This is a genomic window from Streptomyces sp. NPDC041205 (genome assembly GCF_055591765.1).
In genome coordinates, this window is sequence record NZ_JBVIZH010000008.1 from 14935 (window position 1) to 33908 (window position 18974).

The 18974-nt window shown below is 72.0% G+C and carries 18 protein-coding genes and 1 pseudogene; 6 read left to right on the forward strand and 13 right to left on the reverse strand.

Annotation, left to right across the window (positions count from 1 at the left end; genetic code table 11):
- Window positions 1–103: 103 nt before the first annotated feature.
- Together ACZ6BG_RS29955 and ACZ6BG_RS29960 are read right to left on the reverse strand one after the other, a co-directional pair.
- Window positions 104–580, reverse strand: a complete 477-nt coding sequence (locus ACZ6BG_RS29955; RefSeq protein ID WP_469007264.1) for a hypothetical protein — start codon at window positions 578–580, stop codon at window positions 104–106.
- A gap of 29 nt (window positions 581–609) precedes the next feature.
- The gene (locus ACZ6BG_RS29960; RefSeq protein WP_469007268.1) at window positions 610–1992 is read right to left on the reverse strand and encodes a hypothetical protein; all 1383 of its coding nucleotides are present in this window, start codon (window positions 1990–1992) and stop codon (window positions 610–612) included.
- 155 nt (window positions 1993–2147) lie between these two features.
- On the opposite strand from ACZ6BG_RS29960, the gene ACZ6BG_RS29965 reads away from it, so the two are divergent.
- The 3 genes from ACZ6BG_RS29965 to ACZ6BG_RS29975 all read left to right on the forward strand — a co-directional run bounded on the left by ACZ6BG_RS29965 (window position 2148) and on the right by ACZ6BG_RS29975 (window position 5633).
- The gene (locus ACZ6BG_RS29965) at window positions 2148–2699 is read left to right on the forward strand and encodes a DUF1269 domain-containing protein (protein WP_469007269.1); all 552 of its coding nucleotides are present in this window, start codon (window positions 2148–2150) and stop codon (window positions 2697–2699) included.
- Window positions 2699–3184 carry a DUF1269 domain-containing protein gene (locus ACZ6BG_RS29970; RefSeq protein WP_469007271.1) on the forward strand — a complete coding sequence of 162 codons (486 nt, stop codon included), beginning with the start codon at window positions 2699–2701 and terminating at the stop codon, window positions 3182–3184. The genes ACZ6BG_RS29965 and ACZ6BG_RS29970 overlap by 1 nt, the downstream gene beginning before the upstream one ends.
- A gap of 109 nt (window positions 3185–3293) precedes the next feature.
- Complete coding sequence (locus tag ACZ6BG_RS29975) at window positions 3294–5633, forward strand: winged helix-turn-helix domain-containing protein (RefSeq protein ID WP_469007275.1); 2340 nt, start codon at window positions 3294–3296, stop codon at window positions 5631–5633.
- A 43-nt stretch (window positions 5634–5676) separates the two neighbouring features.
- On the opposite strand, the gene ACZ6BG_RS29980 is transcribed toward ACZ6BG_RS29975, so the two are convergent.
- Both ACZ6BG_RS29980 and ACZ6BG_RS29985 read right to left on the reverse strand, forming a co-directional pair.
- A complete protein-coding gene (locus ACZ6BG_RS29980; protein ID WP_469007279.1) occupies window positions 5677–6201 on the reverse strand; it encodes a helix-turn-helix transcriptional regulator in 525 nt (174 codons plus the stop codon).
- Window positions 6202–6272: 71 nt separating this feature from the next.
- A complete protein-coding gene (locus tag ACZ6BG_RS29985) occupies window positions 6273–6524 on the reverse strand; it encodes a hypothetical protein (RefSeq protein WP_469007281.1) in 252 nt (83 codons plus the stop codon).
- Between the two features lie 140 nt (window positions 6525–6664).
- Between ACZ6BG_RS29985 and ACZ6BG_RS29990 the strand changes: the two genes are divergently transcribed.
- Entirely contained in the window at window positions 6665–7075 is a 411-nt protein-coding gene (locus ACZ6BG_RS29990; protein WP_469007285.1) for a DUF7144 family membrane protein, read from the forward strand.
- A 37-nt stretch (window positions 7076–7112) separates the two neighbouring features.
- Here the strand turns inward: ACZ6BG_RS29990 and ACZ6BG_RS29995 are convergent, their stop codons facing one another.
- Window positions 7113–7505 (reverse strand): SHOCT domain-containing protein, encoded by a 393-nt coding sequence (locus ACZ6BG_RS29995; protein WP_469007287.1) that lies wholly within the window; start codon window positions 7503–7505, stop codon window positions 7113–7115.
- Between the two features lie 150 nt (window positions 7506–7655).
- Between ACZ6BG_RS29995 and ACZ6BG_RS30000 the strand changes: the two genes are divergently transcribed.
- Entirely contained in the window at window positions 7656–9059 is a 1404-nt protein-coding gene (locus ACZ6BG_RS30000) for a DUF2252 domain-containing protein (protein ID WP_469007290.1), read from the forward strand.
- A 44-nt stretch (window positions 9060–9103) separates the two neighbouring features.
- Here the strand turns inward: ACZ6BG_RS30000 and ACZ6BG_RS30005 are convergent.
- The 4 genes and pseudogenes from ACZ6BG_RS30005 to ACZ6BG_RS30020 form a co-directional block, all read right to left on the reverse strand.
- A pseudogene (locus tag ACZ6BG_RS30005) lies at window positions 9104–10039 on the reverse strand (YhjD/YihY/BrkB family envelope integrity protein); the annotation flags it as partial.
- Complete coding sequence (locus ACZ6BG_RS30010) at window positions 9928–10374, reverse strand: RDD family protein (protein ID WP_469007292.1); 447 nt, start codon at window positions 10372–10374, stop codon at window positions 9928–9930. The pseudogene ACZ6BG_RS30005 and the gene ACZ6BG_RS30010, both read right to left, overlap by 112 nt.
- Window positions 10371–11228, reverse strand: coding sequence for a hypothetical protein (locus tag ACZ6BG_RS30015; protein WP_469007295.1), 858 nt, complete (start codon window positions 11226–11228; stop codon window positions 10371–10373). Before ACZ6BG_RS30015 ends, ACZ6BG_RS30010 begins: the two co-directional genes overlap by 4 nt.
- A gap of 135 nt (window positions 11229–11363) precedes the next feature.
- A complete protein-coding gene (locus tag ACZ6BG_RS30020; RefSeq protein WP_469007296.1) occupies window positions 11364–11930 on the reverse strand; it encodes a TetR/AcrR family transcriptional regulator in 567 nt (188 codons plus the stop codon).
- Between the two features lie 206 nt (window positions 11931–12136).
- Here ACZ6BG_RS30020 and ACZ6BG_RS30025 point away from each other — a divergent pair, with 206 nt between their 5' ends.
- Window positions 12137–12736, forward strand: coding sequence for a DUF4389 domain-containing protein (locus ACZ6BG_RS30025; protein WP_469007298.1), 600 nt, complete (start codon window positions 12137–12139; stop codon window positions 12734–12736).
- 129 nt (window positions 12737–12865) lie between these two features.
- On the opposite strand, the gene ACZ6BG_RS30030 is transcribed toward ACZ6BG_RS30025, so the two are convergent.
- From ACZ6BG_RS30030 to ACZ6BG_RS30045, 4 genes are all read right to left on the reverse strand, one after another.
- Window positions 12866–14986 (reverse strand): COG1361 S-layer family protein, encoded by a 2121-nt coding sequence (locus ACZ6BG_RS30030; RefSeq protein ID WP_469007300.1) that lies wholly within the window; start codon window positions 14984–14986, stop codon window positions 12866–12868.
- An 87-nt stretch (window positions 14987–15073) separates the two neighbouring features.
- The gene (locus ACZ6BG_RS30035) at window positions 15074–17149 is read right to left on the reverse strand and encodes a hypothetical protein (RefSeq protein ID WP_469007302.1); all 2076 of its coding nucleotides are present in this window, start codon (window positions 17147–17149) and stop codon (window positions 15074–15076) included.
- Entirely contained in the window at window positions 17146–18414 is a 1269-nt protein-coding gene (locus ACZ6BG_RS30040; RefSeq protein ID WP_469007304.1) for a DUF11 domain-containing protein, read from the reverse strand. The genes ACZ6BG_RS30035 and ACZ6BG_RS30040 overlap by 4 nt, the downstream gene beginning before the upstream one ends.
- Window positions 18350–18751 (reverse strand): hypothetical protein, encoded by a 402-nt coding sequence (locus ACZ6BG_RS30045; RefSeq protein WP_469007307.1) that lies wholly within the window; start codon window positions 18749–18751, stop codon window positions 18350–18352. The genes ACZ6BG_RS30040 and ACZ6BG_RS30045 overlap by 65 nt, the downstream gene beginning before the upstream one ends.
- Between the last annotated feature and the right edge of the window lie 223 nt (window positions 18752–18974).

Here is an 18974-nt window from a genome sequence, read left to right on the forward strand (position 1 = left end):
GTAGTCTGCGCTGCCTCGTCCAGCGCACGGCCTGCTGGGACGCAGCCTTCCGCCTCGCCCTGCCGTCCGGCCTCACCTCCCGAGGGTGAGATGCCCGGGGCGGCTATCCGTGGGTCAAGGACTTGAAGTTGGCGAGTACGACGCCGAGCGCGGCCGCGGCGACGCCGGTCAGCAGGGCGTTCGTCCGCGTACGTCCGGCCAGGCCGCGCGCCGCGCTGCAGAACGCGAACAGCAGGATCAGCGTCACCCAGCGGGACAGCGTGAAGGCGAGGCGTTCGGCGAAGAGTCCGAGGCCGGCGAGGACGAAGAAGAGAAGGGGCCCGGCGGCGGCCGAGAACGCCATGGAACGCTCGGCGACCGTCCGTCGCCACTCGGCGCGGGTGGGCGGGCGGCCTCGCTCCACCTCCTGCCCGATCAGCGAGGCGAAGGCCTCGGCGGCCACGATGCCGATGAGTGTGGCCGCGAGGAGCAGGGCGGCCTCGAATGCGGGCGGCGGATGGTCCTCCAGCGCCAACAGCAGCGACAGGACGACGATGCAGCCGTACACGCCGCGCGCGGCGAGCAGTCCGAGCGTCGCCACGGCGAGCCCGCTGGGCCGTCGCCCGAGCATCACCCCGGGGCCCCGGTCGGGGCGGCGGGCTCATCGGGAGTCCGCTCCTGTTCCCCTTCCCCGGGCTCGGCCGAGCGGGCGACGACGGTGACGAGCAGGACGTATCCGGCGAGCAGGGCCGCGACGACCAGCAGAGCGGTCCACGAGGAGAACAGCAGGGCCAGGGCGGCGGCGACCACGACACCCGCGACGCGGAGCGCGTCGACGTGCCGGTGGACCCAGGCCCTCAACCCACCCTTGGCGGGGACCTTTTGCGCGGCAGTCGCCGTGAACCCGCCGACGGCCCTGGCCCCTTGGGCCGTGTACCGGCGCAGCACCTTCGGCAGGCGTCCCGGACCGACAAGGTAGGCGAGAGCAGCGAGGAGGACGCCGAGCCAGAGCAGTTGGTCGCCCCGTACGCGCAGGGTGGTGAACACCGTGTACAGGGCGGCCTGCACGCCGTCGCGGTAGACGCCCTCCGGCAGCGCCGCCAGGATCTCGTCCCGTACGGCACGGATCACACTGGTCAGCACCGTCACGGAGATGACGAGCCACAGGCCGAGCTGGAGTGCCGTGCGGCGGCGGTTCGGTGAGATCCACAGCGCGGCGCCGAGCAGGACGAACGTGCCGATGACCAGGCCCACCACGCCCCGCTTGAAGAGCAGCACCGCGTCCTGGAGCGGGCCGAGCTTGTCCCGGTCGTACAGGGTGATCTGCCCGAAGTCGGCGGGCAGCGAGACTCCGAGGGCGTTCTCGATCCTGTCGTGCAGGTTCGGCGGGATCTCTCCGGTGCCGATGGCCGGGAGGTCCAGCTTCTTGCCGAAGAGCGTGGGCATCTGCTCCTCGACGGCCTTCAGGACGTCGTTCATGAGGGGCAGCAGGTTCAGCGTCACCGTGGTGCCCTCCACCGACACGTTCTCCGCCCGGTCCTCAAGGACGGTGACGATGCGGTCGTGCGCGGTGCGGTTCGTCCGCTCCCACAGCGACCGGAACCTGTCCGTCCCGAGGAGCCTGGAGATCTTGTCGTGCACGAAGTCCCGTACGGCGCCGTTGACCGGTGCGGCCAGGAACGACGCCTTGGGCGGCAACGCCTCGGACAGGCGTGCCTCGACGTTCAGCTCGCCGTAGATCTCGTCGGTGAGGAACGTCGTCACCGCCGCGTTGACCTCTTGGTCCTGCGGCAAGGAGCCCACCGTGGCGACCCAGCGGTCCGTGTTCAGCGTGGTCCGCGCACCCCAGACGCCGACCACCGAGGCGACCGTGCAGAAGCCGACCAGGGCGATCAGCACGGCGGCGACGGTCCTGCGGACGGCGAGACCGAAGCCCCTTCGCCGGGTGCGTGCCGCCGCGTCGGCGCGCAGTGCCTCGACTTCCTCGCGCAGTTGCTCCAGTTCACTGGGCATGACTCCCCCTCTGCCGCGCCATCGGGCGGGTGCGCGCCGTCGGCGGTGCGGTCACCCTCGGGCCCTTCGGGGCGCCCGTCCATCACCCCTCGCGGGTGACGCGCGCACGTCCGTGGTGCGGCTGGATGGAGGCGTACCGACCGAGGGGAGACACCATGGTCACGATCGGACCGGTTCAGATGCTGGCCGTCGAGTTCGGACCGGACGCCAAGTTCGCGGGGAAGATCATCGAAGAGCTGGAGAGCCTGGAACGCTTCGGTTTCATCCGGGTCATCGACCTGCTGTTCGTACAGAAGGAGCGGGACGGCACGCTCGCGAGCCGCGACTACCAGGCCGAGGGCATGGGCACCACGGTCGCGTCCCTGCTCGGCCTGGAGACCAGGACCCTGCGGGAAGTCGAAGCGCTGGAGGACATGGCGGACGAGGGCTACCCGTTCGGGCTCTCGCAGGACGACATCAGGGAGATGGCGTCCGCACTCGACCCCGGGGCCTCCGCCGGGTTCGTCCTTCTCGAGCACGTGTGGGCGAGGACGCTGCGGCGCGTGATCCGCGAGGCCGGAGGCGTGCCCATCGCGGAAGGGTTCCTCACCCCGGAGACCTTCGGTCCGGTGGCCGCCCAGGTCGCGGAGGCGGTGCGGGCGCTGGACGCGGCCGCCGCCGAGGAGACGTCCCAGCGCCATGCCCGCAGGCGCCTGGGGAGGCTGTGATGACCGAACTCGTCGTTCTCGGCTTCTCCGACAAGGAGAAGGCCGAAGCCGTACTCCGCCTCGGAGCGGACCTGTCGCGTCAGGAACTGCTCGACCTCGAGGACGCCGCGCTCGCCTGGCGGACCCCGGACGGGAAGGTCCACGTCCAGCAGGCGCACAGCACCACGGGGGCCGGAGCCGTGACCGGGGCCGTGTGGGGGGCGCTGTTCGGCATGCTGTTCCTGATGCCGGTGTTCGGGGCCGCGGTCGGCACAGCGGCCGGCGCGGCGGCCGGGCGGCTGCGCGATGTGGGCATCGATGACGCCTTCATCAAGGAGGTGGCCGCGACGCTGGAGCCCGACCGGGCCGCGGTGTTCGCGCTCGTACGCAAGTCCACGCCCGACCGGGTTCGCGAAGCACTGCGTCCGTTCGCACCGACCGTGATCCGCACATCACTGACGAAGGAGCGCGAGGAGGAGCTCGTCGCGGCGCTGCACGGCGTCTGAGGAGCTTTTCACCCGGGTGAGATGGCGGCCGCGGACGATGCCGTCTCACCCCCTCCCGTCCCACACTGGCCCTTCGCACGACAGCCTGAGCAGTAGAGGCGGTACCGCGATGGCCGACCCATCGGAAGAGGCGTCCTCGTCCACCCCGCCGGGACGATTCCCGACGCTCCACTCCAAGATCGACGTACCTCCGCTGCCGGCCTGGGTGATCGCCAGGCCACGGCAGACCGAGCGCCTCTCCCGAGGGGCGCTCGGCCCGCTGACGGTCGTGGCCGGGCCCGCGGGCTCCGGCAAGTCCGCCCTCGTGCTGCTCTGGGCGCACACGGGGAGGCTGCCAGGGCCGCTGGCCTGGGTCTCCTGCGACAGCGGCGACGAACTGCCGGGCGTCTTCTGGCCCTGCGTGCTCGCGGCACTGCGCCGTGCCGGTGTCGACGTCACCGCGGCCGGTGAGGCCCCGGTACGCGGCGACGCCCTCGACTACGTGTTCATCGCGCGTCTCGCGGCCAGTCTCGCCACGAGGAGCACACCGGTCGCCCTGGTGCTCGAAGACTTCGTGCCCGCGGCGGGATCCGTCCTCGCCGAAGGCGTGTCCTATCTTCTCAAGGGGGCCGGCCCCGCGCTCCGCCTGGTCGTCGTGGGCCGCCGCGACCCGCCGCTGCCGCTGCACCGCTACCGCCTGGTCGGTGACCTGTCCGAGTTGCGCATGGACGACCTGGCCTTCAGCGACCTGGAGGCCGCCGAGCTCCTCGGCCAGCACGGCGTCGCGCTGTCGAGGCCGTCGGTGCGTGCCCTACGGGAGCGCACCGAGGGGTGGGCGGCCGGTCTGCGCCTCGCGGCCATGTCGATGGCCGGGCACAGCGACCCGGAGGGCTTCGTGCGCCAGTTCACCGGCGACGACCAGGCCGTCGCGAGCTATCTGCTCGAAGAGGTCCTCGACACCCAGTCCGCCGACATGCGTCGCCTCATGCTGGCGACGAGCGTCCCGGAACGCGTCAACGCCGACCTGGCCACGGCACTCGTCGGCCGCGCCACGGGCCGGCTCTTCTCCTCCATGGTCGAACAGAACGCCTTCTTCCGGCCGTTGGGGCACGGGTGGTACCGCGGCCACCAGATGCTCGCCACCTTCCTGCGGCTGCGCCTGCGCCACGAGACGCCCGGCCTCGCGGAGGACCTGCAACGAAAGGCCGCCGCGTGGTTCAGCGGTCAGGGACTGCTCGCGGAGGCCGTGCGCAGTGCGGCCGATGCCGGGGACTGGCCGCACGCGAGCCGTCTGATCGTCCATCAGCTGGCGATCGGTCAGGCCCTGGGACTGACCCACGACCGCTTCACCGCCGAGTTGTTCCGGCACATGCCGCACCGGGTGGTGACCCGGTCCGCGGCCCGCCATGAACCGGAACCCGCGCTCCTGTGCGCGGCGGCCGCCCTGTCCCGCGGCGACACCCCTGTCTGCGAGGAGGCGCTCGGGCACGCCGAACAGGCGCTCGCACACCTGCCCGAGGCGGGCGGCGAGCACAGCGCGGCGGTCCGCCTGACGCACGCCGCGATCACCATCGTGCGCACACGTACCGGCGACGTGCCCGCCGCCGTGAGCGCGGCGGCCGCGGCGCAGGCCCTCTTCGGCGAGGTCTCCCCCGAAAAGCTCGCCGACCGTCCCGAACTCAGGGCGCTCGTCCTGTCGGCACGCGGCGGCGACGAGTTGCGCGGCGGCAGGCTGAAGGCGGCCGAGACCACGCTCCTGACGGGCCTGTCCGCGGCGACCTCGGTGGGCAACACCGCCCTGCGCAGCAGTTGTCTGGAAGACCTCGCGCTGCTTCAGGCGCTCCGGGGCCGGTTCCGTGCGGCCGCCGAGTTCACGGCGAGGGCCGAACACGCCGCCCTGTCCACCCGGTCCCGCCCGGGCCGTGCGGGAGCGGCGATTCTCGTGGCCAAGGGCTGGGTGGATCTGGCCGGTGACCGCCTCGATGCCGCGGAGTGCGAGCTGAGCAGGGCCGAGATCGCGCTGCAGGCGTCGCCCGACCCGTTCGTCCGGACCGTTCGCGCACTGGTCCTGGGCCTGACGCACATCGCGGCAGGCCGCGGCGACCGCGCCCTGCGCGCCTTGGCGAGCGCGCGCGAAGCGCATCCCGCCCCTTGGCTCGCCCAGCGCCTCGATGTCGCGGAGCGTGCAGCGCGCGTCGTACGACCGCGCCCCGCGGGCGGCCTCCATACGGCGGATGACGGGACACGGGCACCGGATGCGGCGCTTCCGCGGGTCCTCGGCACCCTCACGACACGTGAACTCGACGTACTCGTCCACCTCGCGCAGATGATGACCACCGAGGAAATCGCCGCCGAGCTGTATCTGTCGGTCAACACGGTCAAGACCCATCTCAAAAGCGTCTACCGCAAGTTGGCCGTGACGCGGCGGACGGCTGCCGTACGGCGGGCACGCGAGCTGCGTCTGCTGTGAGACGCGGCGGCAGGAGTCGGCTCGGGACCGTACGGGGCCCGCGTCACAGGAGCCGGAGTCCGCGGGCCCTGCTGACCGCTTCGCCGCGGGAGGTGACGTCGAACTTCCGGTATATGGACTGTACATGGCTTTTGACGGTGTTCACCGAGACGTACAGATCTGCGGCGATCTCCCGGAGCGACTGTTCGCCCTGAAGCCGTCTCAGCACGACCGCCTCGCGCTCGGTGAGCCGGGCCGCGGGCCCCGGCGGACGGCGCCCCCCGGCGGGCGGCCCCTGCGGTGGCGCCGCCCGCTTCCTCGCAGCCGCACTGACCGGGCGTACCGAGTCCTGGAGGGCGGCGGCCTCCACCGTCAACGCGTCGGCGAGCGGCGGGTCGTGCAGCGCGTACGCGACGTCCGCGAGCACATCGGTGACCCAGGACACGGACAGGGAGACCGCCGCCTCCACGGAGCGGCGGTCGCAGCCGAGCGCCCGGAGCTCCCCGCGCAGCGCGGCGACGCGCACAGAGCCGATCTCACCGCGGCTCAACTGCGTCGGCGGCAAAGGTCGTTGGCATGTCGTGGGCATGTCCTCACCCCTCGAGGGGAACTCCGGCTACTGCCCACATCCTCGGACCCCCATGCCCGGCCCGCCAGTCGCTAAGTGGCCGTCGCTCCACCCTCGAGGCCCGGTCCACCGCCTCCGGGAAGCCTGCGCACCTCGACGAGTTCGAGTCCGAGCGACTGGATCCGGTCCAGGATCCCGTACAACGCGGCCTGGTCGAGCGGCGAGCCGCGCAACACGGTCTCCGCCGGGTGCACCGAGACCGTCAGCTCGCTGAACGCCTCCCGCAACGACTCCCCCACCCGCCCCCTGATCCGGATCTCGAAGCCGTCGGCCGCCCCGGCCATGGCGTCACCTCCGTCCGGATCGGGCGGTACGCACGGCATCCTCGTCCGGGTCGAAGGACCGGACATCACCCCGCGTGGGTGAGTACGGCTCCGGGTGTCGCGCGGGATGCTCCCCTTCACCTCAGAGGAGGAGCCAACTGATGACTCAGCGAACCGTGTCGGAACGGAACCCGGCGGCCGTCGGATTCTCGATGCTCGCCGGCTGCATGATGCTGCTGGTCGGCTCGTACCACGCGATCGCGGGGCTCGTCGCGATCATCGACGACGACTTCTACGTGGTCACACGCAACTACACATACGAGTTCGACACATCGGTGTGGGGATGGATCCAACTGCTCTCGGGCATCTTCGTCGCGGCCGCCGCCTTCGGCGTCTTCGCGGCCCGCGCCTGGGGGCGCGCCATCGGCATGATCCTCGCCGGGGCCAGCGCCATCGAGAGCTTCTTCTTCATCCCGTACTACCCGGTCTGGTCCATCATCATCATCACCTTGGACGTCATCGTGATCTGGGCCCTCGCGGTGTACGGCAGGAAGCCGTCGGGACGGACCTGACGGCCCGGTCCGGCCCGACGGCTGCGGGGCACCGACCTCAGCGATCCAGGTACATGGCCTTCGCCTGCTGGAACTCCTGATCCGTCAGGTCCCCCGACCGCCGGAGCTCGGCAAGCTGCGCCAGCTGGCCCGGTCCACCGTTCGCCGATTCGCCGGACGCTTCCCGTACGTACGCGCGGAACGCGGCGTCGCGGGCCTCCAGCTGGCGCATGTCCCGCTCGCCCATGGTCCGGCCCCGGACGATGAGGTACACGAAAACGCCGATGAACGGCAGTACGAGGACGCAGAGCAGCCAGCCGGTCTTCGCCCAGCCTCCGATGTCGCGGCTGCGGAAAATGTCGGCGATCGTCCTGAACACCAGGATCAGCCATGCCATCCACAGGAAGAACCACAGCATGGTGAGGAACAGGTTCATGAGTGGATAGTCCATCGTGAGCCTCCTCGGCAGTCGGTGAGACGCACGGTGGTGCGCCGGGCTCCGCGCCGCCTCACCCCTGCCGGGTGATGTCCGGGCGGGGCTCCGGAACGAGAGTCGGCGGCACGAGCCCGAAGAGCGGGTGCCGAGAGAAGGGGGCTCGCCATGACCGGCAGCGGGACCACGCATCTCACTCCTCAGGAACGGGCCGCCCGTGGCAAGGCGGCCCGTGGCGCCGTGCCGCGCTCCGCCCACGCGGAATTCACGCCGCGTCCGGACCGCGCGGACCCCGTGGACGTACTGGAGGCGCAGTCGGCGACACGACTGCCGGACCTGGTGCCCGTGCGGTACGGGCGGATGCTGGAGTCCCCGTTCCGGTTCTACCGGGGTGCCGCCGCGCTCATGGCCGGCGATCTGGCGGGCACCCCGAACACCGGCATCGAGGTGCAATTGTGCGGGGACGCCCATCTGCTCAACTTCCGGCTGCTCGCGTCCCCCGAGCGCCATCTGATGTTCGACATCAACGACTTCGACGAGACGCTCCCCGGGCCCTGGGAGTGGGACGTCAAGCGGCTCGCGGCGAGCCTGGTCATCGCGGGCCGCAACAACGGCTTCAACGACGCGCATCGGTCAGCGGTGGTGCGCGGGGCGGTGCGGACGTACCGCGAGTCGATGGGCGCCTTCGCGGGGATGCGCAATCTCGACGTCTGGTACGCGAAGGTCGAGGCGGACGACCTCTACCGGGCCCTCGGCGGCAAGGGCAGGCCCGTGATCCGCAAGAGGACGGCACTGGCCCTGGCCAAGGCGCGCACCCGCGATCACCTGCACGCGTTCGAGAAGCTCACGCACCTGGTCAAGGGCGAACGCAGGATCACACCCGACCCCCCGCTCATCGTCCCGGTGGACGACCTCCTCCCCGGCATGGAGCGCGACCAGATGGAGGAACAGCTCAAGGGGCTGATCCAGCGGTACGGCCAGAGCCTGCCGTCCGACCGGCGGGCCCTGCTCGACCAGTTCCGCCTCGTGGACATGGCCCGCAAGGTCGTCGGCGTCGGCAGCGTGGGCACCCGCTGCTGGATCATCCTCATGCTCGGCCGCGACGAACAGGACCCCCTGCTCCTGCAGGCCAAGGAGGCCCAGACCTCGGCCCTCGCCGACCACGTGGGTACGAGCAGGTACGAGAACCAGGGCGAACGGGTCGTCGCGGGTCAGCGCCTGATGCAGGCCACGAGCGACATGATGCTCGGCTGGGAGCGGGTCGAAGGCCTCGACGGCGTTCAGCGGGACTTCTACGTGCGCCAGTTGCACGACTGGAAGGGCATCGCCCTCGCCGACACCATGCGCCCGCGGGGCATGGGACTCTTCGGCCAGGTCTGCGGTGCCACCCTGGCCCGGGCCCATGCCCGCTCGGGGGACCGCATCGCGCTCGCCGCCTATCTCGGTCGCGGCGACACCTTCGACCGTGCCGTCGCGGAGTTCGCGGAGGCGTACGCGGACCAGAACGAGGACGACTTCCGAGCCCTCGGCAAGGCGGTCCGTGCCGGGCGCGTCCGCGCGGACGCGCCCTGACGTGGCCTCAGCCACCGGTCGAAGGGAGCCTGTCGGGCCAGCAGGTACCCCAGGGCGATGCCCACGGTGACGACGACGAAGAGGACGATGAGCCAGGAGAGCAGAGTGAACACCGAACCGACGGGGCCGTACCGGTGAATGCTCTCGTTCAGGGCGCGCGGCAGGTAGAGCCGGGCCACGGCGTCGCAGACGGTGATGCCGCATCCGGTGAGCAGGGCTCCGGGCAGCAACGGCCCCCACGGCACTCGTCCGCCCAGCAGGAGGTGCTGGGTCCACCACCACATCAGGACGGTGGCGCCCAGCGCGAGCGGGAATCCGACGAGGGCGCCCGCCCCGAAGCCGTCCCTGCAGGCGCCGTGGAACACCAGCGAGGCGACCCACCCGAACAGCCAGACGAGCCACCGCCATACGGCCGGCCTGCCACCAGCGGGCGGCAGGTGCCAGGAGCGCTCGCACAGCCGCTGCAGTGTGCGACTGACGGCGGTCGCCGACAGCAGCGTCATGAGAATGCTGAACGCCCCCCACGTCTCACGGGGCGGCGGCTCACCGGCCGTGAACTGCCGTGCCTGGTCCGCCGAGACACCCGTGAGGCCGAGCAACGAACGCAGCGAGGAGAGCAGTTCCTCGCGCACGACCGGCGGTCCGAAGGACACCACGACGAAGAGCACGGGCAGGGCCGCCAGAAACACCTGCGCCGCGAGACGGGTCGCCGTGTCGAGGACGCCGACGTGCGCCAACTGCGCCACCACGCGACGTATCCCGCCGGACGGGTTGGTCACCGCGCCCCTCAACTCCCCCACCACGGACCGCAGTCGCGCGCGCGGCCCCCTCGCGTCGGGCTGCCGGCCCTCGTCCGGCCGGGGCCCCGTCACCTCGTACCCCAGTCGTAGAGCACCGCGGTGCGCACCAGCAGATCCTGGAGTGAAGCGTTGCGGCGGCTGACCAGCACCCAGAGGAGTCCCAGCGGGAAGAGCACGCACAGTGCGGCACGCAGCACTGCCCGCCCGCCGGTCAGGGAACGGCCACAGACGTGCACCACGCGCAGGCCCGCGAACTGTTTCCCCGGCGTCCGGCCCGCCACGGCCCAGCCTGCGGCGAGGTATCCGACGGCGATCAGGGAGCTGCCCGCGGCGCCACCCGGCCTCGGAAGACGCGGGAGCGCGAACGGTGCGCCGGTCAGCAGGTAGTCGCCGACGCCGTACAGGAGCAGGGCGGCTCCGCAGAGCACGCCGACGAGCCCGAGGTCGATCACGTCCGCCACCGTTCGGGAGACGATCCCCGCTCGCTGCCCCTGGACCGCCGACGCCTGACTCACCGCCCCTCCGGCCCGGGTCGCGGCCCTGTCGTGTTCCGCGTGCCGGACCGGTACAGGACCCGGTCGGCGATCCTGCTCACGAACCGGTCCGCGCTCACGCCCCGGTCCCGGAAGGCATCCACCGTCTCGACCGCCATGGTGCCGCTGGACTCCCGGACGATCCGGGCGAAGTCGATCTCGTCGAGCACGCGCCGGACCAGATCGGCGAGATCGAGACGCGCGATCACCGCGTCGAGATCCGCCCGCGCCACGACGGCGTCGACATCGATCCGCGAGGCTACGCGGTCGACGTCGATCCGGCCCGCGACACGGTCGACGTCCACGCGCCCCGCGACACGGTCGACGTCGAGACGGTCCGCGGCCATGTCCAGGTCGAGCCTGCGCGCCGCGCGATCGAGGTCGACGCGGTCCGCCACTGTGTCCACATCGACCTGGTCCAGGACACCCGACACCGCCTCCTGGACGACCGCCCTGACGAACCCCAGGGCCAGTTCCCGATTGCGCGCCTGCTCTGCGGCCCCTCGCTCTCCCCAGCGCACCAGGAGTCGCCACGACGAGACGAACGGCTCGCGCGCCACCACCGGGCGCGCGGCGAACGCGACGACCGCGCCCACCCGGGAGCCGGCGCCCCGGACCGCCCGGGCAGAGCGCCGTCGGGCGGCGATGCCCAGAGCCACGGCCGCACAGGGCAGCACGCGGAGCAGTTCGGGTTCCCGTGCGGGCGCCGCGTCCTCGGCGTCCGTGGGGTCGAGCAGGCGCCGCAGACCGGCCCCGGTCAGGCCCAGGAGACCCAGCACCGTCCGTAACGCCTGCTCCGACGGGCCGTCCGTCTCTTCCGCTCCGCGTGCACTCATCCGCGAACTCACCGCCTCAGACCAGGACACCGTGGAACAGAATCCGGCCGGATGCCCTCACCCGTGGCAGGTGATCCTGCGCCAAGCGTCTCCTGTCGGCGGGAGATGCCGACCGCGCGGGGAGCCCCGGTGGGATCAGGTCCCGTGGCGGGCCCGCTCGAGGCCGTCGAGGATCAGATCGAGTCCGAACAGGAACTCGTTGCCACGGTCGTAGTCCGGCTGGAGGTGTTCGGCGGTCGTCTCCTGGAGCGAGAATCCGTAGACGTAGCTGTCCAGGACGGACACCACGTGGGTGGTCAGCTCGGTCGAGAAGCCCGCCCCTCGGAGTGTTGCGATCACTCCGTCGTGGTGACGCGAGGTCGCGGGCCCGGGGACGGCCCGTGAATCCATGAGGCCCGTCGCCCAGGGGTGGCGCGACATGGCCGTGCGGGCCGAGACGGCCCGGCGGCGCATGGCCGTCCGCCAGTCCGCCTCGTCGTCAGGAAGGTCGATCTCGGCGAAAACGGTGTCGATCATGCCGTCGAGCAGGTCGACCTTGTTCGCCACGTGGCGGTACAACGACATGGCCTCGACGCCGAGTTCCACGCCGAGCTTGCGCATGGTGAGCGCGTCGATCCCGCTCGTGTCGGCGAGGGCGATGGCGGTCCGCAGCACCCGCTCCCTGGTCAGCGGGGGTCGGGCGGCAGGCTCCGAATGGCTCATCCGCGCCCTCCGGTCCTGTGCCTTGACATGCTTACGGCGTAAGCGTACGACTTGCAGAGTAAGCGTACGTTGTAACGGGCCGATCATGGTGTCCGAGCAGCGCGGGCCGAAGGGCCCGTCCCGGGCAGCAGGTCGCCTGCGGGTCACGCGTGCGGCGGCGCGCAGTCGCCGCGCTCATCCATGCAGTGCCGTCCAAGGAGGGCACCATGACACTGGCCACTCCCTATCCCACTCAACTCGGCCTCAAGAGCACACGTCACATAGCCCGCTGGCGGCCGCTCGTGCAGTGGCTCCTCGCGATTCCACACCTGCTGATCGCCTACGTGCTCGGCCTGTTGCGTCAGGTGTTGACCTTCATCGCCTTCTTCACCGTGCTGTTCACCCGGCGCATCCCGCGCCCGCTCTTCGACGCGATCGCCATGACCTTCCGCTACGAGTGGCGCGTCGCGAGTTACGCGCTGTTCCTGCGAGCGGACTACCCGCCCTTCGACTTCCAGTCCGCCTCCGGCGACGACGGTCTCGATCCGCACACCGTCGTCACGTTCGCCTACCCCGAGCGGATGTCACGGTGGCAGCCTCTGATCAAGTGGCTGCTAGCCGTCCCGCATTACCTGATGCTTGTCCTGCTGAGCATCGCCGCGATGGCCGCCGTGATCGTGGGCTTCTTCGCCGTACTCATCACGGGCGAATACCCGCTGGGGATACGCGACTTCGTCGTGGGCGTCTACCGCTACAACCTGCGGGTACAGGCCTACGTCGGTCTGCTCACCGACAGCTACCCGCCCTTCAGCCCGCAGGCCGGCTGACCGAGCGGCTCCGGGAGCCCGTGATCGGCCGCGCGGCGGCGGACCCGCTCGATGTGCCGGACGGCCGCGTCGGCCTCCCTGACCTCAACCGGGCCAGGGAGGCCGACGTCTCGCACGGGTCGGAGCGCGTCAGGGAATCTGCTTGCTCACCTCCAGGTCGGCCTTCGGCTTGGTGACCTCGCCTCCGGGCGGGCCCGTGGTGCTGGAGTTGTTGCCGGTGACCGGGTCCTTGGTCGCCGACGACACCGTGGCCGTGTTGTCGAGGTCGGCGCCGTCACCGGTGTAGGTGGCGGCGAGCTTCACCTTGAACACCCAGCTGACCGAGGCCCCGGGCGCCAGGGTCGCCAGCGGCCCGCAGGTGACCGTGCGGCCCGCGGTGCACGGGTCGTCGGACGAGACGAAGCTCAGCGCCGTGGGCAGGACGTCGGAGACCTGGACCTGCTCGGCCTGGGACGGGCCCTTGTTGGTGACCGTCACCGTGTAGTCGAAGGTCTCGCCAGGGGAGACGGGCTTGTCCGTGGTGGGCTTCTTCACGATCGCGAGGTCGGCGGAGGGCGCCGCGATGCCGCCGTCGGGCGGTCCCGCGGTGTCGGTGTCGTTCTCGCTGCTCGGGTCGATGTTGTCGGCGGTGACGTGGGCGGTGTTCTTGATGTCGCTGCCGTCGCCCTGGTAGGCGGGGTCGACCTTCACCGTCAGGGTGTACTCCACCGTCTCGCCGACCTTGAGCGGGGCGGTTCGCCGGCAGTTCACCACCTGCCCGGAGACCGTGCAGCCCGCGGGCGACGAGGCGACGTACGACAGGCCCACGGGCAGGTCGTCGGTGAGCTTGACGTTGTAGGCGTCGGCCGACGGGCCCTTGTTGGTGACGGTGATCTTGTAGTCGAAGGTCTCGCCGGGGCGCGGCGCGGTGTCTCCGACAGCGGTCTTGGTCACGGCCAGGTCGGCCGTGGGCTTGTTGACCTTGCTGCCCGGGAGGCCCGCCGCCGCGCTGGTGTTGTTGGCAGGGACGGGGTCCGCCGTGTCCGAGGAGACGGTGGCGGTGTTGCGGATGTCGCTGCCGTCGCCGGTGTACTCCGAGTCGAGCCGGACGGTGAACTTCCACGTCTTCGACGCGCCCGGTTCGAGGACGGCCTGCGGTCCGCACGCGACGTCCTGGCCGGAGGCGGTGCAGCCGTCGGCCGAGCCCACGAAGGCGAGGCGCGCGGGCAGGGTGTCGGTCGCCTTCGCGTTCAGCGCCCGGGAGGGTCCGTCGTTGGTGACGGTCACGGCGTACTCGAAGGTCTCGCCCGGCGCGATGGGCGTGGTGGTCGTGGGCTCCTTGCCCGCCCAGAGGTCGGCCTGGGGCTCGGTGACTCCGCCCGGCGGGAGCACGGCCTTGCTGGTGTTGTTGCTGAGGTCGGGGTCCTTGGAGTCGGACGTCGACGTCGCGGTGTTGCGCAGGTCGGAGCCGTCCCCCTGATAGGCGGCGCTCAGCTTGACCTTGAACGTCCACTTCACGGAGGCACCGGGGGTGAGTTTCGCGTGCGGTCCGCACGCGACCCGCTGCCCGGACGCCGTGCAGGGGTCGGCCGACGACACGAACGAGACGCCGTCGGGCAGCGTGTCGGTGGCGCTCACGTTGCGGGCGTCCGAGAGCCCGGCGTTGAACGCCTCGATCTCGTACTCGTACTCCTCGCCGGGCACGATCGGCCCGGTGCCGAGGGCCGTCTTCACGGTCGAGATGTCCGACTCGGGGGTGAAGGGCCCCGGCGGCGTGACCGGGTCCGGCTTGTTGTTGTCCGGGTCGGGGTCGGTGGCGTCCGACGTGCCCGACGCGCTGTTGCCGAGGTCCGAGCCGTCGCCCTGGTAGGAGGAGCTCAGGCGGGCGAGGAACGTCCACTTCTTGGTCTGGCCCACGCCGAGCTGCGGCTCCGGGCCGCAGGTCACCGTGCGGCCGCTGGCCGAGCAGCCGTCGGCGGACGACACGAACGACATGCCCTCGGGCAGCGTGTCCGACGCCGTGACGTTGCGGGCCACGGAAGGCCCGTTGTTCTTCGCCGTCAGCGTGTACGTGATCAGTCCGCCGGGCGGTGTGTCCGCCCGGCCCGCCGCGGGCAGGGCGCGGCTCAGCTGCGTGGTCACCCGCGGCCCGGAGCCGGACGGCGCCGCCGCCAGGGCCGGGTCCTGGCCGGACCACTGCGGCAGCGCGCAGACCAACGCGGCGACCGCCACACCCACAAGGGCGCGTCGGCGATGTCGTGTCGTACTCATCTCACATCGGTTCCGTTCGTGCTCCGGTCGCGTACACCGCTGTACGGACGTGCGAGGGGAGGTGCCCCGCCATCGCGGCGGGACCCGTCAAGCGGGGGTGTTCTCGGCCTTCTTGCCGAATTCGAGATCGGCGGTCGGCGGCCTGACCTTGCCGCTGGGCACGGTGGCGCTGCCGCTGTTGTTGCCGGTGTCGGGGTCGGCGGTGTCGGATTCGGCCGTGGCGACGTTGAGGACGTCCGTGCCGTCACCGGTGTAGTCGGCGTTCAGGCGCACCCGGAACGTCCACGACACGGAGGCGCCCGGCGCCAGGGTCGTGACCGGCCCGCAGGTGACGGTGCGACCCGACAGCGTGCAGGCGTCGGCGGACGAGACGTAGGTGAGCGAGGTCGGCAGCGGGTCCGAGATCCGCACGGCCCGCGCGACCGACGGGCCGTTGTTGGTGACCGTCACCCGGTACGCGTACTCCTCTCCGGGCGCCACCGTCGTCCCGGTCGTCGTCGCCTTGACGGTCGACAGGTCGGCGGCGGGCGCCCGCACCCCGCCGGGCGGCAGGGCCTCCGTGCTGGTGTTGTTGGCGGTGTTCGGGTCGGTGACGTCGTGGCTGATCCTCGCGACGTTGCCGAGGTCGGAGCCGTCGCCCTGGTACGCCGCGTCGAGCTTGACCCGGAACGTCCAGGACACCGAGGCGCTCGCGGCCAGCCTGCTCACGGTGGGGCAGGTGACGGCCTGCCCGGAGGCCGTACAGCCGTCGGCGGAGGACACGAACGTCAGCCCGGTCGGCAGGGTGTCGGTGACCCGGACGTTGGCGGTGTCGGACGGCCCGTTGTCGCGGACCGTGATCCGGTACGCGAACTCCTCGCCGGGCCGCACCGGCCCCTGCCCGACTCCCGCCTTGGTCACGGCGGCGTCGGCCCGCGCGGTCACGGTCGTGGACGCGGTCGCCGTGTTGTCGGTGGGGTCGGTGTCGGTGCGGTTGCCGGGGGCGATGACCGTCGCCGTGTTGGTCAGGGTCGTCGGCTGGGCCGGGGCGGTGCCGGTGACGGTGTAGGTCACGGTGCCGTCGCGCGCCAGGTCGGCGGTGGTGTCGAGGGGCCCGGTCCCGGACGCCTTGCCGCAGGCGCTGTCCGTGCTCGCCGTGCAGGACCAGGTGACGTCGGTGAGCCCGGGGGCCGCGTCCTTCACGGTCGCGCCGGTGACCGCGTTGGCGTTGCTGTTGGCCACGGTGACCGTGTACGTGACCGGTCTGCTCCCGGCGGCCGCGGTGGCGGGCTTGCCGGACTTGGTGACCGACAGGTCCGCCGGGACGTTGATCTTGAGGTCGCCGATCTCGTGGTTGTTCGTGGCGCCGCCGGTGCCCGCGGAGAAGCCGACGCGCAGAGTGGACGGCAGCGACGGCTGACCGCTCACGGTCGACACGTCGAAGTCACTGATGACCTTGGTGAACGTGGTGCCGGGTCCCGAGTCGGACCAGACCGACACCAGGAGCTTGCCGCCCTGGGGCTGCACGGTGACGCGCACGGTGCGGAAGTTGGTGCGGCTGCCCGTCTCGACGGTGCCGCCGGGGCCGTTGGCGGAGGTGCCGAAGCGGTAGCCGGAGGTGCCGTTGCCGCCGCCGCGCAGCACGATCTTGTTGGCCTGGGTTCCGGGTCCGCTCGCCCCGGTCGAGTTGGCCGAGAAGTTCCCGAACTCGTCGATGCCGATGCCCAGGAACCCGCCGGGCAGGCCGTTGCTGGTGCAGCGGAGCGCGTTGCCGGCACAGGCGTAGCCGAGGGCGCCGCCGGTGGCGCCGGTCCCGGTCGGCGCGGAGCCGTCGGCGAGGAAGAACGCCAGACCGTCACCCCGCTTGCCGTCGAAGGTGCTGCCGCCGTAGGTGGCATAGGTGAACTCCGCGACGATGCCGAGGCTCGTGGAGAACGAGTCCTTCATCTGCCACGACCCGGCCCTGCTCGCCTGGGCGGGCGTCAGGCGCAGCCAGCCGTCCTGGTAGGAGGCGCTGCCCGTGGCGGTGCCCAGGTCGTTGCCGTTGTCGAAGCCTTCGTGGACCGGGAAGGCCACCTCCGCGGCCGAGGCCGCGGGGGCGAGCAGTCCGCAGAACAGGGCGCCGAGCGCGAGCAGCAGGACGGCGATCCGCCGTGGGCCCGCCGGGTGCCGGGAGGTCGTCATCGCCGCGGCCCCTCCCCCGCCTCGCGGCGCCGGACCACCGCCATCAGGAGGCCGCCACAGGCCACCGCGGCGCCCGCGACCCAGCCGAGCCAGGCGGGCACGTCCCCGCCGGTGTCCGGCAGCTCCCCGTGGCCGGTCCTGACGTACACCGTGTACGGCGGGTTCTGGTTGTCGCTCAGGTCCGGGTCCTTCGTCGTGGAGGTCACCGTGGCGACGTTCTCGATCCTGCCGAGGTGGCGGGTCCGCGCCGTCGCCACCTCGACGGTGAGCGCGTACGTGACCGAAGCGCCCGACGCGAGGCGGTCGGGGCCCGGGCAGACGACGAGACGCCCGCCGTCGTCCGGGGCGCAGCCGTCCGGGGAGCCCACGAAGCGCAGGCCCGCGGGCAGCGGGTCGGTCACCCGCAGTCCGCGCGCCGTGCCGGGACCGTTGTTGTGCACGGTGATCCGGTACGTGAAGGTCTCGCCGGGCCTGACCCAGGAGCGGCCGTCGGGCAGCACGGCCGTCTTGGTCAGGGAGAGGTCGGCGCGGCCCCAGTCCGGCGGGACGGGCAGGCCGGTCACGGACGACGTGTTGTTGCTCGTGTCGGGGTCGCTGGTCCGCGCGGACACCGAGGCCAGGTTCACGATGTCCCGGCCGTCGCCCTCGTAGTCGTCGGCGAGGCGTACGGTCACGACCCAGGTGTGGGACGCGCCGACGGCGAGCTCCGGCAACGGGCCGCAGGTGACGGTCCGTCCGCTCGCGGTGCAGCCGTCCGCGGACGAGACGAAGACGAGGGAGTCGGGAAGCCGGTCCTGGACCCTGACGCCGACGGCCTGCGAGGGGCCGTGGTTGACGGCGGTGATGCGGTAGTCGTACACGCCGTCCGGCGCCGGGGCCGAGCCCGCGGCGCGCCGCGCCGGCCCCGCCCCGGGGCGCGACCGGACCTCCAGGTCGGCCCCGGCAGCCGACGCCGGGCGGTGGCCGCGGTGCCTGCGGGCCTCCGGGGACGGCGACGACGAGGCGGACGCCCGTGGGGTGGTGCGCCTGTGCTCCGGCTCGTCGCGCGGGGCGCGCGGGGCGCGCGGGGGTGGGCCGGTCCGCGCGGGGGTGGCGGGCGGGAGGGTCGACGGGGTGGCTGTCGGGGCCGTGGGCGGGGTGGTCGTCGGGGCCTTGGGTGAGGCGACCGTGGAGGCCGCGGGCGGCCGGGCCGACGCGGCTTCACGGGGCAGCGGCTGTGGGCCCCGCTGCGGCGTGCCCGTGCGGGGCGCCGAGGCCGAGGGCACCGACGTACCGGAAGGCGTGCCCGAAGGAGAGGCCGAGGTCGAAGACGCCGACGCTCCTGCGCGGGGCGCCGAGGCCAAAGGCGCCGACGTACCGGAGGGTGAGCCCGAAGGCGAGGCCGACGCCTCCGGTGACGGCGCGCCGGACGCGGACCCCGACGGCGACGCCGACACCTCCGCTGCCGCCGCGCCGGACACCGGACCTGATGCCGGGCCAGGTGGCGGGCTCGACGGCGACGGGGCGGGCGGGGCCACGAGGGCGGCCGCCGTGACCGCTGCCGCGGGCGGCGCGACCAGGGCCGCCGCACCGGCCGCGAGGGCCACCGCGCCGCGCGGCCAACGGCGTCCGGCCGCACGCCGTCTGAGGTTGTGTCGCATCGAGAGAGACCCCTTCACATCGGGCACGGCACAGCGGCACCGGTTTCGACCGATTCGAAACGCATGCTCTGTTTATACGACTTTTGCCGTTTTGAGATGATCATGGGGCGCGAACGAGTGAGAAGGGGACACCGAACAGCCCAGTTGATGGCGTCCAGGGCGAGCCCGGGGCAGCGCAGGGCGCC

What these genes read in the sequence shown, in the direction of transcription:
- ACZ6BG_RS29965 (WP_469007269.1), top strand. Translation starts at nt 2,148, where the DNA reads ATGGTCACGATCGGACCGGTTCAGATGCTGGCCGTCGAGTTCGGACCG.
- ACZ6BG_RS29990 (WP_469007285.1), top strand. Translation starts at nt 6,665, where the DNA reads ATGACTCAGCGAACCGTGTCGGAACGGAACCCGGCGGCCGTCGGATTC.
- ACZ6BG_RS29970 (WP_469007271.1), top strand. Translation starts at nt 2,699, where the DNA reads ATGACCGAACTCGTCGTTCTCGGCTTCTCCGACAAGGAGAAGGCCGAA.
- ACZ6BG_RS29975 (WP_469007275.1), top strand. Translation starts at nt 3,294, where the DNA reads ATGGCCGACCCATCGGAAGAGGCGTCCTCGTCCACCCCGCCGGGACGA.
- ACZ6BG_RS29985 (WP_469007281.1), bottom strand. Translation starts at nt 6,524, where the DNA reads ATGGCCGGGGCGGCCGACGGCTTCGAGATCCGGATCAGGGGGCGGGTG.
- ACZ6BG_RS29960 (WP_469007268.1), bottom strand. Translation starts at nt 1,992, where the DNA reads ATGCCCAGTGAACTGGAGCAACTGCGCGAGGAAGTCGAGGCACTGCGC.
- ACZ6BG_RS30030 (WP_469007300.1), bottom strand. Translation starts at nt 14,986, where the DNA reads ATGAGTACGACACGACATCGCCGACGCGCCCTTGTGGGTGTGGCGGTC.
- ACZ6BG_RS30015 (WP_469007295.1), bottom strand. Translation starts at nt 11,228, where the DNA reads ATGAGTGCACGCGGAGCGGAAGAGACGGACGGCCCGTCGGAGCAGGCG.
- ACZ6BG_RS30035 (WP_469007302.1), bottom strand. Translation starts at nt 17,149, where the DNA reads ATGACGACCTCCCGGCACCCGGCGGGCCCACGGCGGATCGCCGTCCTG.
- ACZ6BG_RS29995 (WP_469007287.1), bottom strand. Translation starts at nt 7,505, where the DNA reads ATGGACTATCCACTCATGAACCTGTTCCTCACCATGCTGTGGTTCTTC.
- ACZ6BG_RS30020 (WP_469007296.1), bottom strand. Translation starts at nt 11,930, where the DNA reads ATGAGCCATTCGGAGCCTGCCGCCCGACCCCCGCTGACCAGGGAGCGG.
- ACZ6BG_RS29980 (WP_469007279.1), bottom strand. Translation starts at nt 6,201, where the DNA reads ATGCCCACGACATGCCAACGACCTTTGCCGCCGACGCAGTTGAGCCGC.
- ACZ6BG_RS30025 (WP_469007298.1), top strand. Translation starts at nt 12,137, where the DNA reads ATGACACTGGCCACTCCCTATCCCACTCAACTCGGCCTCAAGAGCACA.
- ACZ6BG_RS30000 (WP_469007290.1), top strand. Translation starts at nt 7,656, where the DNA reads ATGACCGGCAGCGGGACCACGCATCTCACTCCTCAGGAACGGGCCGCC.